This window comes from Rufibacter roseus (assembly GCF_001647285.1).
GTDB classification, from domain to species: Bacteria; Bacteroidota; Bacteroidia; order Cytophagales; family Hymenobacteraceae; genus Nibribacter; species Nibribacter roseus.
In genome coordinates this window covers 552,311-566,856 of record NZ_LRML01000001.1, presented here as the reverse complement: position 1 = coordinate 566,856, position 14,546 = coordinate 552,311, and the positions used below count along the sequence as shown (strand labels likewise).

The 14,546-nt window shown below is 44.0% G+C and carries 9 protein-coding genes and 1 tRNA gene; 5 read left to right on the top strand and 5 right to left on the bottom strand.

Annotated features, from left to right (window positions below; genetic code table 11):
- Positions 1-132: 132 nt before the first annotated feature.
- Positions 133-330, bottom strand: coding sequence for a hypothetical protein (locus A8O23_RS01910; RefSeq protein WP_066615792.1), 198 nt, complete (start codon positions 328-330; stop codon positions 133-135).
- Between the two features lie 213 nt (positions 331-543).
- Here A8O23_RS01910 and A8O23_RS01905 point away from each other — a divergent pair, with 213 nt between their 5' ends.
- Together A8O23_RS01905 and A8O23_RS01900 are read left to right on the top strand one after the other, a co-directional pair.
- Positions 544-1,509: a YheT family hydrolase gene (locus A8O23_RS01905; RefSeq protein WP_066615789.1), complete on the top strand. Its 966-nt coding sequence runs from the start codon at positions 544-546 to the stop codon at positions 1,507-1,509.
- Between the two features lie 319 nt (positions 1,510-1,828).
- Positions 1,829-2,482, top strand: coding sequence for a C40 family peptidase (locus tag A8O23_RS01900; protein ID WP_239693304.1), 654 nt, complete (start codon positions 1,829-1,831; stop codon positions 2,480-2,482).
- Positions 2,483-3,096: 614 nt separating this feature from the next.
- Here A8O23_RS01900 and A8O23_RS01895 read toward each other — a convergent pair.
- Together A8O23_RS01895 and A8O23_RS01890 are read right to left on the bottom strand one after the other, a co-directional pair.
- Positions 3,097-4,245 carry a hypothetical protein gene (locus A8O23_RS01895; RefSeq protein ID WP_066615785.1) on the bottom strand — a complete coding sequence of 383 codons (1,149 nt, stop codon included), beginning with the start codon at positions 4,243-4,245 and terminating at the stop codon, positions 3,097-3,099.
- A 10-nt stretch (positions 4,246-4,255) separates the two neighbouring features.
- Positions 4,256-6,844, bottom strand: coding sequence for a TonB-dependent receptor (locus tag A8O23_RS01890; protein ID WP_066615783.1), 2,589 nt, complete (start codon positions 6,842-6,844; stop codon positions 4,256-4,258).
- Positions 6,845-7,296: 452 nt separating this feature from the next.
- Here A8O23_RS01890 and A8O23_RS01885 point away from each other — a divergent pair, with 452 nt between their 5' ends.
- From A8O23_RS01885 to A8O23_RS01875, 3 genes are all read left to right on the top strand, one after another.
- Positions 7,297-10,530 (top strand): TonB-dependent receptor, encoded by a 3,234-nt coding sequence (locus A8O23_RS01885; protein WP_066615781.1) that lies wholly within the window; start codon positions 7,297-7,299, stop codon positions 10,528-10,530.
- Between the two features lie 188 nt (positions 10,531-10,718).
- A tRNA-Ala gene (locus A8O23_RS01880) sits at positions 10,719-10,792 on the top strand.
- Between the two features lie 150 nt (positions 10,793-10,942).
- Positions 10,943-12,445, top strand: coding sequence for an SLC13 family permease (locus A8O23_RS01875; protein WP_066615779.1), 1,503 nt, complete (start codon positions 10,943-10,945; stop codon positions 12,443-12,445).
- Between the two features lie 174 nt (positions 12,446-12,619).
- On the opposite strand, the gene cysK is transcribed toward A8O23_RS01875, so the two are convergent.
- Together cysK and A8O23_RS01865 are read right to left on the bottom strand one after the other, a co-directional pair.
- Positions 12,620-13,534 (bottom strand): cysteine synthase A, encoded by a 915-nt coding sequence (gene cysK / locus A8O23_RS01870; RefSeq protein WP_066615778.1) that lies wholly within the window; start codon positions 13,532-13,534, stop codon positions 12,620-12,622.
- A gap of 156 nt (positions 13,535-13,690) precedes the next feature.
- Positions 13,691-14,524 (bottom strand): serine O-acetyltransferase, encoded by an 834-nt coding sequence (locus A8O23_RS01865; protein ID WP_066615776.1) that lies wholly within the window; start codon positions 14,522-14,524, stop codon positions 13,691-13,693.
- Positions 14,525-14,546 lie beyond the last annotated feature (22 nt).

Below are 14,546 nucleotides of genomic sequence, written 5' to 3'. Positions count from 1 at the left end.
GAAAAGGCACCTATTATGGTGCCTTTCTGTTTTAGGGCTGGTGCATAAAAAAAGGCCGCCAGAAGGGTGACTGGCGGCCTTTAAGGGTTCAAAGACAGAGCGGATTAATTTTCTTTAGAAATGTTTAGCTGCTTAAGCAAACTTTAAAGTTGGGTCAAACCCTAGCTTCTGACGGTACAGGGCCTTCAGTTGTGCCAATCTGGCAAAGGAAGACTTTTCCAGCTGTTCACCAGTCTGAAACCCGCCTACATCACCTGCATTTACTTCCTGCTGCGCTTGAGCCCCTTTAATTAGGTGCTCATCCTGCGTATCTTTCTCTTGAGACAGCATTGTTTGAAAGAGTTAAATTAAATCTACTCTACAAATTTAAGCAGCCTTGCCCTCTGCTTTTCAAATTTTAGCCCTACCGCTTCCGGCAAACGCCGAACACCCTTTTCCACCCGACGAATCTAAAAATACAATTTAACTATTACATTACCCCTCCTTTTTGCCATCTTGGCTTGAAAATGTTATTTTTGAACTGCTCAATCAAGCAACTCTTTAATGCCCTTATTACCAACGCCAGAATATCGCCCGCCCTTTTACATGTTCAACGGGCACTTGCAAACCATTCTCCCCAGCAAACTCAGATTCAATACACCTCTCCCCTACACCAGAGAGCGCATTTCTACCCTTGACGGAGATTTTCTGGATTTAGACTGGTCCGCTACAGGCGCAGCAGACACGGTGGTCATTCTTTGCCATGGCCTTGAAGGCGACTCGCACCGACCCTACATAAAAGGCATGGCCTTGGCTATGAAAAAAGTTGGCTGGGACGTGTTAGCTTGGAATTTCAGAAGTTGTAGCGGTGAGCCTAATTTACTGCTCAGGTCTTACCACATGGGGGCAGTGGAAGACCTTGATTTGGTTGTGCGGCACGCTTTAGCCAATAAAGCATATAAAAAGGTGTTTCTAGTGGGCTTTAGCATGGGTGGCAACCTTATTTTGAACTATCTATCGCAATGGAGCCAGCAAGTGCCACCACAGGTGCAAAAAGCGGCTGTATTTTCTGTACCCTGCCACATGGAAAGCGCCTGCGTTCAATTGGCAAAGCCGCAGAATAGAATTTACATGAAGCGCTTCCTGAAAACCCTGCACCAGAAGCTACAGCATAAAGCAAAACATTTTACCATAGATTTAGAAGGCTACGAGCAAATAAGAACCTTCCAACAGTTCGATGATCGTTATACCGCCCCTTTCCATGGGTTTAAGAATGCATTAGACTACTATGAGCGCTGCAGCTCTGTGAATCATTTGCACAAGATTCGAATACCTACCCTATTGGTGAACTCCAAAAACGATCCTTTTCTATCGCCTGAGTGCTTTCCGGTAGAACAGGCCCGAAAGAGTAAGTACCTGTACCTTGAGGTACTGCAGCAAGGGGGGCATGTGGGGTTTTCTGAAAGTTTTCTGAAGGGGCTGTACTATTCTGAGCGCCGTGCCGTTGAGTTTTTGCAAAGCAATCTCTAAACATTCTTTAGGTCACAGATGAGTTGATCACTTTTTCCTTCAATAAGGAGGTGTAAAAAAGCTTTCAAGGTTAGTCTATTTTAGAGCTCTTTTTTTAAAAATCAGGCTAAAAACAGACCCATTGCTTTATTTATCAGAATTTCAGATAGTAAATCTTACGACTACATAAAGATAAAAAACGCAATAGGCGAACTTAAAGTATTGCTTTAAGCAAAATTATTTTTTAGATGAATTTTTAGGCATTTACAGCCGAGACTCATTTTAAAAGAGAGGTTAAAATTTTATCTTTACCCTTCAAACCTGATTAAATTCTGTAGCCGTGAACCATCTGTCTAACTCCTCTTTTCTGATACTGGTGGGTCTAATGTTTATATTAGGCGCCTGCGGTAAATCTGCCTATTCCACCTTCAGCAAACCTGGCGAACCTTACCGTTCTGCCCAAGAGATTGCGGAACTTAAAAAGACAGAACGGCAGCAACGGCGCTTGGCCATACAATCTGGTCTGTTGAACAGAGAAGAGAAAAAGAAGATTGCTCAGAACAACAGAGTTAGGCGCACCCGTAACCTTGGTGTACTTCCAAGCAAAGAGATTGAAACTGTAATTTCCACGGCACGTTCTTACCGTGGCACGCCTTATAAGTTTGGCGGTACTACCCGTATAGGCATGGATTGTTCTGGTTTGCTTTGCACCTCTTTCATGGCCATAAATGTACAATTACCACGTACTTCATCAGAACAGAGTGAGTTTGGGGTTCCGGTGCCTACCAGAAAGCTTCAGGCTGGCGATTTAGTTTTTTTCAGTTCAACCCGCAGCACCAATAATATTACCCACGTGGGCATGGTCACTGATGTAAAAGACGAGAAAGAGATTTACTTTATACATGCCTCTACTACGTTAGGCGTCACCGAAGACAACCTTTTCGCTCCTTATTACCAGAAGATCTTTGTGAAAGCGGTTAGGCCGAACATCTAATCTTTCTATTAAGGAAAAGGCAATTGCAAACTGCTATATTATGGCAGCAGTATTCTTTAACCCCTATAGGCTAACTGCTAAGCTCTATTGAATAGGCTCAATAGAAACTTAAAGGATATAACTTCTAGGGCTTAGTTGCACAATAACTTCCTTTACGTGCATGACTCTCTTTGATATAGCTGGGCACTTTCAACTCTATGTGTTACTAGGGGAAGAATCTATTCACCAACTCCACTCCAAACGAACTCGTGATGCATAGGTAAAAGTCAGGAGACTTAAGAAAGGGCTAGAAAATAATACAGCGGTGTATTTTAAGTACAGAAAACCGTATGGCTTTGTATCCTGCAGCCGAACGTTCCTATTATACTCCCCTTCCACTTAGAATTAACTACTGGATACAAACACTATCCCCTTCCCGGTTAGTCTCTCATAGCCTTTCTGCCCACGGTCTAATTTAATAAACATTATATTCGCCAAACACCCTGTCTGTGATGCAAGCCAGCTGAAGTGGCACAGGATTGAGGGCATCAGGAATGGAGCTACAAATAAAAACTCCCCATCAAGGACATCCTTAATGGGGAGTTTAAAAGAAAGCCAGGCTATTGGCTTATATTTTATTGCGCAACTACAAATTCGCCGTTTACCATTTGCAAAACAACTGTAGCCGGGCCGGTAGGTCCTGTATGCACGATGTAGGTAACTTCATACTTCTGACCTTCCTGAGCACCAGGGAATCTGTGCTTCAACAAAGCACTAAGGGCAGAAATTATCTCAGCTTGGGTCCAGTAGTTTGCATTGTCAGCAAATCTCTGATAGAAATTATTAAACTGCTTTAAGTTATTTCTTTTTCCTTCCGTAGCAATGTTAGGGTTGTCACCAATCCAAGTGTAATCGCTGGTAGTAAGTACATACCTAATGATTGGGTCTGCCACCCAGGCACCTTGTCTTTTAACAAAAGCAAGAGTTGCAGGAGTTGTTTTTACCCAATTTGTACCGTTAAAAAACAAAGGCATTACTTCCATTAAAGTAGAGGAAGAGCTGTAGCGTACCATGTAGCTTACATATTGTAAGTCACCCACTTGAGCTCCAATGATATTATCCTTTAAGAACTTATTCACGGCAGCAGGAATCAAAGTTTTCTCATCTCCTGCGGCAAAGGCATTGTTACGGCTACGTTCTACAGAAGCGTACTCAGCCTCAGAAACAACATAGGTATTGTGCCACGAACCGTTTGCGTAAAAGAATGAATCTGTTACCGTGCGGCTGGTTGGGCTAGTGTTCGCGTTGTACCAGGTATAAGTCAAGGTAACTAAACGCCCTTCCTTGGCAACAGGATATTTAGCGTTCAAGAATGTTTCTATTTGACCTGGAGAATCAAAGTTTTTGAAACGTGAACCACCTGTTGCATAATCATCATCAGTAACCGTGTAGGATTCCCTTTCTGTTACCGTAGCAGGAGCAGCCAAGTTATAGGTCACATCAATGGCGTCTCTGTCATTAAGGTGAGGATAAGAGGCGTTCAAGAAGAGAGGGAGAAGGTCTCCGGCTTGCTGCTCAGAAATAAAATACTTGTCTGTGTTTACATAAGAAGGAACTCCGGTCTTACCTCTCAACGACTCGTAGTTAGACGGTGTTAAGGTAATAGACATAGTTCTTCTGGCGGCAGGAGTACTGTCCAAGGCCTCATAAACTTCTTCCAGAGGCTCATCGCATGAAGTCAATGCGACCAGGAGAGAACAGAATAAATAAAATACTTTTTTCATTTTACCTTAATTAAAAGTTGATTCTTAAAGTAGTGCTCCAGGTTCTTCCGATTCCATAATAAACAGAAGCGTTTCCTGCTGTGCTAACACCAGTTTCTCTGTCAAAGTTGCCAAGCGCGTCTGAAATGTATTCTGTGTCAAACACGTTGTTTACGTTTCCGATCAAAGAGGCATTTAAGCCTGCAAACTTAAACTTAAACACTGCATTCAGGTCTAAGAGTGAATAGTTAGGCACTTTCCAAGTAGCGGACGCTCTGTTGCTTGGTAAGTTTATAGGGTTGAAGTCAGAAGAGAAGTTAGCATAATAGTTATAGTCAACTCCTATTTTGAAATCCTCTATGAATCTAAAGTCTAAACCAAGGGCAGCAGTTGTTTGAGGAGCATCACCTACTTTAAGTCCGGCAATATTGAATGGACCAATAATTTGCTCGCTGCTCAGGTTAGAGCTTTCAACTACCACTTCGTTTACGTTGTTCAACCAAGTCCAGTCACCTACAGATAACATACCAGTAAGAGTTACTCTTCTGATTGGCTCATATCTGAAGTCAACTTCAACTCCTTGGTGCAAGGCGTTCACACCTAGTAAGTTTACGAATACAGGGTTACCATCTTGTCCAGTAAAGTTTCTAGACAATGTTCTGTCTTTCCAGGTAGTTCTGTATAAGTTAACGTTCGCGTTGAAAACTGAGCTTCTGTATCCGTATCCTAACTCATAGCTAAGAATTTTTTCGTTCTCGGCATCTGCGTTAGGCACGTTTTGGTTCGCAGAGAAATCACGGCCTGGGAAAACAGTAGTAAAGAAAGGTGCTTTAGTGAAATAACCCACGTTTGCGAACACATTGTGGTTCTCGGTCAGGTTGTAGTTAGCTCCACCTTTTGTTTGGTAGCCAAAGAAATTTACTTTTTCGCTGGTGCGGTTGGGATCATCAGCTAAGTATCTGAAACGGTCAACTCTTTGGTAAGAGGTGTTAGAAGCAGCCAAAGAAACAAAGGCAGCCAAAGGACCAGTCTTGTACTCAGCCTGCAAGAATCCACCACCCCAGTTTACAATACCATCCCAGTCAAACTGAATTTTATCACCTGTTCTGGCCATGTTCAAAGGATTGTTGATGTCCCCTCTACCTCCGGTGTATCTATCTAATACATACTCAGCACCTAATAAATTACGAACTGAGTTGTAGTGAATACCTCTGTAATATCTTAAGTCTAAGCCTCCAAGTAGTTCAAGATTATCACCAACTCTTTTTTGATAAGTACTTAAAACACCTGTCCAGATATGGTCGTTTCTGTTAGACTGCAAATAAGCAACTGCATTACCGTCTGGCGAGGCTACGTTCATATCTACCAATGCATTGATATCGACTGGAGAATATCTTCCCCCTGTTCTTGTTCCTAAGAATAAGTTAGCATTGTTAGGGAACTCGTTTCCACCCCGGCCAATTGAACCGTAAAGAGCTGTTGAAACAGAAGAGGTTTCATCAATAGTCCAGTAGTGGTTCAATGAAACCTGCGGCTTGTGGTAAAAGTTACCGCTGATAGTTTTGTTTTCTCCGTTCAAAATACCCCAGTTAGGGTTAAAGCGTCTGCCTTGTGGGGCATTTCTGTAGTATTGAATACCCTCACGCTCAAATCTTGAACCGTGTTCCTGTGGAGCACCAAATCCGGTTAAAGATAAAGTGTGTTTCTCGTTAATGATTTTAGAGATGTTGAAGAAGTAGGTATAGGCCTCATAAGCCAATCCTTCAAACCAACCATCACCTGTGTTACGTGAACCGGCAATAGAAAAAGCCCAGCCGTTCTCTGTTAAGCCAGAAGAAAGCGAGAAAGCTGTTTTGTTGAAGTTGTTGTTACCAATAGATTGTGAGATAAACCCACCTTGCTTGGCATCTGTAGTTCTTGTTAAAATGTTGATAGTACCACCAATTGATGGAACAGCCACTTTAGAGGCTCCTAAACCTCTCTGGGTCTGCATTGATCTGGTTACATCTGTTAAACCAGCCCAGTTAGACCAGAAAACCCGGCCACTTTCCATGTCATTAACCGGAATACCGTTGATCAATACTGCAATGTTTGCACTTTGGAATCCACGCATGTTGATTCTGGCATCACCGTAACCACCGCCAGTACCGCGGGTGGCGTAAACACCTGGTGTAGACTTCAACAGTTCAGGAAACTCCTGCTGGCTCACTTTCTCAATGATTACATCACTGGTAATGGTAGACATGGCCACTGGAGTCTGTCTATCAATAGCATAGCTGGCTCCGGTAATTACAACCTCACTAATGCTGTTTTCAGTAGCCTGCAATCTAATAGTTCCGGCATTAGAACCAGATACAGCCACTTCTTTTTGGTTGTACCCAATGTAATTTACTACTAGTGTAGGGTTTTCAGCATTTACATCAATGCCAAATGTTCCGTCAACACCAGTAGCTACTGCTTCAGACCCGCCTTTCACAGTAACTGTTGCCCCCGGCAAAGCTTCCTGTGTTACAGCATCAATAACTTTACCTCTAACCGTTCTCTGTGCCAAAGCAGAAGAGCTAACCAGAAGCATCAGGGCAACTATATAATATAGTTTCCGTTGTAAAAAGTTTTTCATATTTGAATGGTTGTTCTTTGCCGCAAAGGTAAGAATGAATTTACAGAATATAATCTGTCTTGTTTAAAATTATATAAACAAAGCCACTCCGTATCAGCAGCTTATAGAGGCACAACAACAAACTTATTATATAGTGTTATTCCTACTTCTATAGCCTCTTTTTTATTCTTTTTGCAACAGAATTACAAGAAATCAACAATTCAACAAGCCATTATTCCCTTTCTTTTGTCATTATACTATTAGAAAAATATCCCTTCTTTATTTTCCTATAAAACCCATCTCCACTTCTCTCCATTATTATTCAAACAAATCTTGAAACTACTCAATAATTTCCTTTTTAAAGAATACCCTTTTCCTTCAAACTACCCTGCATTCTTAACGCTAACTTAACAACAGCCCTTCTTCTTATTCCATTTAGCCGCCTTACTTTTGGCAAAAATTCAAACCCTTTTATGAAAAACCTATTTACACGATTAATGCTGATTGTGGCGATGTGTTTGCCTGTGCACCTTAGCTGGGGCCAGGGATCAACCACCGCCTCCATGAGTGGAGTAGTTACTGACGACACCGGAGCAGGGCTGGTAGGCGCTACTGTTGTGGCGGTACACACTCCAACTAACACCCAGTATGCTGCCAGCACAGATGCTAACGGCCGCTATAATTTCCAGAACATGCGGGTGGGCGGACCTTATTCCGTAACCACTTCTTATGTGGGTTATCAAGAACAACGAAAAGAAGGCCTTAGATTGGTTCTCGGCCAAAACTTGATTGTCGACTTCACTTTATCCTCAGGGGCAGTTGGCCTGAATGAGGTTCAAGTGGTAGGTAGCCGCAATGCAATCCTCAACTCAGACAGAACAGGAGCAGCCACTACTATTTCTAACGAGCAGATTGCTACTTTACCTACAGTAACCCGTGGTATAAATGACTTTGTGCGTTTAACCCCTCAGGCAGATATAAAGGGAAGCGCGATTTCTATAGCTGGTATCAACAACAGATTTAACCAGTTAACCATAGATGGAGCTGTAAGCAATGACGTTTTTGGTCTTTCTGACACGGGCACCAATGGGGGTAGCACCGGCACCTCGCCTATTTCACTAGACGCCATTGAGCAATTCAGTGTTCAAATTGCCCCATTTGATGTACGATTAGGTGGCTTTGCCGGCGGTGGTATTTCTGCCGTAACCAGATCTGGTACCAATGAATTTACAGGCTCGGCTTACTACTTCTTCAGAAATGAAGACTTGGCGGGTAAAACCCCTGTAGGGTTGCTTTCTGAGGGTCAGGAAAGACTAAAATATAATGAATTCACTGACAAGCAATATGGCTTAAGAGTTGGTGGACCTATCATCAAAGACAAGTTGTTCTTCTTTTTAAATGCTGAGAAAACCGAGCGTGTTACTCCATTAAGTTTCGCACCAGGTCAGGCTGGCTCAGAGTTTACTGTAGCAGAGCTAGAAACAATTGCGACAAGAGCAAGAGAACTGGGTTACGACCCAGGAAGCTTTATCAATCAGGAAGAAACTGGCTCATCAGAGAAGTTCTTTGCCCGTTTAGACTGGAACCTTTCTGACATTCATAAACTAACTGCCCGCTACAGCTATACATTTGGTGAAACTACCCAGTTGAGCAGATCTGCCAGAACGGTAACGTTTTCTAATGGTGCCATTTTAAGAGAAAGCACAACCAACTCAGGAGTTATAGAATTAAACAGCCGTTTTTCAAACACTATCTCTAATAACTTCATAGCTGGCTACACCAGAGTAAGAGAACCAAGAACCGCTCCAGGTGCTGCGTTTCCTAGAGTTACCATTAGAATGTCTGGCAGCAGAACGGTAAACCTTGGTACAGAAGCATTCTCTACTGTAAACCAATTAGACCAAGATATTTTTACCTTAACAGATAACTTATCTGTATTTGCTGGCAAGCACACGTTCACCTTTGGTACCCACAATGAGCTTTACAGCATGTACAATGCCTTTATTGGACAGGCATTCGGTGATTACCAGTTCGGTGATTCTCCTGCCGCCGGTACTACTCCTGCCAGAACCGCTATTGAAAACTGGAACCTAGGATTGGCCAACAGCTTAGTTTACCAATACAGCAGAACAAGTGACCCTAGAGAAGGCGCCAAGTTCAAAGCTATGCAAATAGGATTCTATGCTCAGGATGAGTTCCAGATAACGGACAACCTGAAATTAACTGGTGGTATGCGTTTAGACATTCCGCTTTACCTTGACAAACCACTAGAAAATACAGATTTCAACAATTCAGTTCTGGCCCAGCAATACAACGTTAAAACCAACAGAATGCCTAAGGCTGCCCTTATGTGGTCTCCTAGAGTAGGTTTTAACTGGGATGTAACCGGTGACAGAAGCACACAGGTAAGAGGTGGTACCGGGGTATTTACCTCTAGATTTCCGTTTGTGTGGGCTGGCGGTGCCTTCACCCAGTCTGGTGTTCTTTTAGACCAGAACCGTATAAACACTGCCACTGGTGCTCCTGCTGATGTTCAATTCATTGCAGACCCGAACGGACAACCTAAAAAAGCTTCAGCTTCAGGTCCAGGTGGAGTAATCACTGTGATTGACAATGATTTCAAACTTCCACAAATAGCCAGATCAAATATTGCTATTGACCAGCAGCTTCCGTTTGGTTTTGTAGGAACAGCTGAATTCCTGTATTCTAAGAATATCAATTCGTTCAGATTTACGAACATCAACTTGGTGAATCCATCTGAGACGTTGGCTGGCGCAGACAACAGATTACTTTATCCGGCTTCAATTCCGGCCAGAAAAAGATTGACCCAGTATGATGAGGTGGTTTATATTGACAATGTTAACGAAGGATACTCTTGGACTGCTACTGCTCAATTGCAAAAAACTTTTGAGAGCGGCTTCTATGCATCTCTTGCTTACTCTTATACAGAGTCAAAAGATTTATTCCCTGGCACTTCTTCACAAAACCACTCTAACTATTACAGAGTTGCTTCTGTGAATGGCTCAAACAATGTTGAGTTAGGCTTCTCTCCTTACAATGTTGGTAGCAGAATAGTAGGTGCTGTGTCTTACAGAAAAGAATACTTAGGTTTTTTGGGTACTTCAGTTACCTTATTCTACACTGGTCAATCAGGCCCTGGCTATTCCTACTTAGTGAGAGGAGATCTAAACCGTTCAGTTTTGGGTACTTCTGCCAGCAACCAGTTCAGCTTAATGTACATTCCCAGAAATGCAAGTGAAATTCAATTTGACGGAACTCCTGAGCAACAAGCAACCCAGTGGACTCAGTTAAACAATTTCATTGAATCACAGGAGTACTTAAGAGAGCGTAGAGGAGAATACGCCGAGAGAAATGCCGCAAGAACTCCTTTCACTCACCAATTCGACCTGAAAATTATTCAGGACCTTTTCGTGAACGTTGGTGGAAAACGTAACACGCTACAGCTTTCTCTTGATGTTCTTAACGTAGGCAACCTTATCAATAAGAACTGGGGCGAGAGAAGCGGATTTACCGGCTCTTATTGGGACAACAACTTCCAGGTTCTTGATTTAGCCCGTTTTGAAGGAAACACTCCAGTTTACAAATTCTCATTAAGAGATGGTGCTCAACCATACAATATCTCTGATGAGCCTATTGGTGGTTCAAGATGGACTGGTCAGGTTGGCTTACGCTATATCTTCAACTAAGTGCCTCATTTATTATTTACAAAACAAAGGCGAAACAAATGTTTCGCCTTTGTTTTTAACTTAAACATCACCTCTTACTCCTTCACTATAAGTCGTTTACTTCTTTGCATCAATTTTATTTAAACTATTGCTTTTAGAAAATTTGGCAGGAAAAGAATTCTCTATTACTTTTGCATCATCAAAACCACGGGGGATTAGCTCAGCTGGCTAGAGCGCTTGCATGGCATGCAAGAGGTCATCGGTTCGACTCCGATATTCTCCACATCAAAAGGCCCACTACTAAGTGGGCCTTTTCTGTTTATGCCCTTTAGGAACTGAGCGTTGTAAGTTCTTGCCTACGTTACCGGCTGTTGTGCTTTTTCCAATTGTTGGGCTAACTTGTGCCCTAAACTAACAGCGCTCCATCCTCTACATGAATTCAACCACCTTCAAGGCTTCCTCTTTCCGTAACACCCTGTCCCTGCTGCTTGGCCCTGCCCTGTTCTTACTTATTATAAACCTGAGCCTGCCCGAAGGTATGACTGCAGAGGCATTGGCAGTTTTGGCTTGTACTGCCTGGATTTCTACCTGGTGGATAACAGAACCAATTCCAATACCGGCTACCTCCTTGCTGCCAATTGTGATATTCCCTCTTTCCGGCGCTTTAGGATTAAATCAAACTACCTCCCAGTATGGTAACCCCATCATTTTCCTGTTCTTGGGCGGCTTTATTGTGGCCATTGCCATGGAGAAATGGAACCTGCACAAACGCATAGCACTCAACATCATTCATTTAGTGGGCACAAACCAAAGGAAGATAGTACTTGGGTTTATGCTGGCTACGGCCTTTCTTTCTATGTGGATTTCCAACACAGCCACTGCCATGATGATGCTTCCTATTGGCGTTTCTATCACCATGCAGTTGACCAGCTTTTCTGGGGAAGGCCCTATCAGCGCTGGCAATAAATTTGGGAAAGCCTTGATGCTGGGCATTGCCTACTCTGCTTCCATAGGCGGTTTAGCCACGCTTGTGGGTACTCCGGCCAATGCCATTCTGGTAGCGGTAGTAGGGCAGCAATTCCAGATGGAAATTTCTTTTTTGCAGTGGATGCTATTAGGAGTTCCTGTAACCTTTGTGCTTTTGTTTATATGCTGGTTTTATCTGGTGCGGGTGTCTTTTCCGCTTCACAATGAGAAGAGCCAAAACGGTAAAGCAGAAATAGAATCTCAGTTAGCAATATTGGGACGCATTTCAACGGAGGAGAAGTGGGTGTTGGCTGTGTTTGCCTTTACAGCCCTGGCTTGGTTAACCCGAACTTTTGTATTGAACAGGTTCTTTCCGGAACTAGACGACAGTATGATTGCCATGTTTGGTGCTATCTTGCTGTTTCTGATTCCGGCCTCTTCTACCCAAAACAAAGAGAAACTGTTAGACTGGAGTATTGCCGAGAAGATTCCGTGGGGAATATTGCTGCTGTTTGGCGGCGGCTTGGCCATTGCCTTAGGCTTTAAAGACTCAGGACTAGCTGCCTGGATTGGTACCAAAATGACCCTGCTCCAAGGCGTAAGCGTGCTGCTCATTTTCCTGACAATTATTGCGGTTATCAACTTCTTAACCGAAATCACCTCCAACACTGCCACTGCCACCATGATGCTGCCTGTGCTTTCCTCTCTGGCTCTGGCTATTGACATTCACCCATTCGGACCTATGGTGGCTGCTTGTATGGCCTCCTCTTGCGCCTTTATGTTGCCCGTGGCCACGCCACCCAATGCCATTGTCTTTGGTTCCGGCTTTATAAAAATGCAGGACATGATCAGAACAGGCTTTGTACTGAACCTAATTTCTGTAGTGGTTCTGACTCTGGCAGTATATTATCTCCTTCCTGTGGTATGGCATATAGATGTTTTGTCTCTGCCTGCTGAGCTCAAGCCCTAACAGGTAAACAGCAGAAGCTTGTTTTGAGCCCATTTTTCAAAAATCAGCTTAAAAACAGCCCAGCCGTATGAGCATTTAACAAAACAGGCTCTTTAAGATGACTTTACTGCAAAAGAGCGCCTCTGCACTGAGCAGGGGCGGCTTTTCTTTTGCAGTAAATTGTTTTGTGGGGGCTTAAACAAACAGTCCTTCCACTGAAAGGTACCGCTCACCGGTGTCATAGCAGAAAGTTAACACACGGGCTCCTTTCTCAACCTCCGCCAGTTTTTGGGCAACGGCCGCCAATGATGATCCAGAAGAAACACCAATGAAAAGTCCTTCTTCTTTGGCAGCGCGGCGGGTATACTCAAATGCATCTGGTGGAGCCACCTGAATTACACCGTCTAAAACCTCTGTGTCTAAAATAGAAGGCACAAAACCGGCACCAATCCCTTGGATTGGGTGCGGGCCCGGAGCTCCGCCACTTAATACCGGTGACAGCGTAGGCTCAACGGCAAACACCTTCAGGTTCGGGAATTTCTCTTTCAGTACTTTGCCCACACCTGTAATATGGCCACCGGTACCAACGCCAGTGATCAAATAATCCAGCCCGTCAGGGAAATCTGCCAGTACTTCCTGCGCGGTGGTTTCAACGTGAATTTTGGTGTTGGCTTCGTTATCGAACTGCATAGGTATCCAGGCATTCTCATCTTGGTCAGCCAGTTCATGTGCGCGCTCAATGGCACCTTTCATGCCTTTCTCACGCGGAGTGAGTTCTAATTGAGCACCGTAGGCGGCCATCAGGCGGCGGCGCTCAATTGACATTGATTCGGGCATAACCAGTGTAAGGGAGTATCCTTTCACTGCAGCCACCATGGCCAAACCCACACCGGTGTTTCCTGAAGTAGGCTCTATGATGCGGCTGTTTTCTTTTAAGATACCGCGTTTCTCGGCGTCTTCGATCATAGACAAGGCAATACGGTCTTTGATGCTTCCGCCTGGGTTGGCCCGCTCCAACTTCATGTACACTTGGGCATCAGCACCGAACAAGCGGTTAATCCGCACTACTGGCGTGTTGCCGATGGTCTGTAAAACGTTTTCTGCTTTCATATTATAAAAAGACTGTTGCTAGTGAAGAGGCAGTTGCTAAAAAACTGCTCTCAAATGGTAAAACAAGTAGATGTTACTCCGTCAAGTCAATAAAGTTAGTAGACTTAGCCAAAGATTAAAATTCTTTTTAGTCAGCTACCGTAATCGTTGATGAAACTATATAGAGAAATCAAGAATGTCTTCAGGGGCTTCAGAACGACTTACCTTAATCTGGGCTCTATGATAGAGCCTTGAAAAGGGCGGGACACTTTCCGTAAGCCACACATTTCCGCCAATGATACTGCGCGCACCAATGGTAGTACTGCCTCCTAGTATAGTAGCCCCGGCGTAAATAATGACGTGGTCTTCCAGCGTAGGGTGCCGTTTCAGATCTTGCATATGTTTGGCCACGCTCAATGCGCCCAGAGTCACGCCTTGGTACAGCTTCACGTATTTGCCAATGACCGTGGTTTCGCCAATGACAATGCCGGTGCCGTGGTCAATGCAAAACGGAAAATCAATGCTGGCGCCTGGGTGAATGTCAATACCCGTCCGGTCATGGGCAGATTCGGTGAGAATGCGCGGCAGCAACGGAACTCCTGCCTGGTACAGCACGTGCGCAATACGGTAAACGGCAATGGCATAGAACCCTGGGTAAGAACGCATTACCTCTTCTACGTGGCGGGCGGCCGGGTCTTCCTGCATGATAAAATGAGCATCGGCAAGGAGCTGCTCGTGTAACCAGGGCAATTGTTTTATAAAGTGGTTTACGGTCTCGGAGGCGGAAAACGGACTGATATGCTGCACCCCTTCCAATAATTTTTCCAGTTCCTGCTCCAGAAAACTGGCCTCCTGCCCCAGTGCCTGTGCGCTTTTAAAGGGCTGCTCGGCCAACGGCGGAAACAACATTTGCAGCAACCTGTTCAGAAACTGGCAGAGCAACCCAGTAGGGATCCGGAGCTGGTTTTGCTGGTGCAACCCCCACAGTTTCTGTAAAAAAGATTCTTCCATAAAAGTACGTACGCAAATAGGT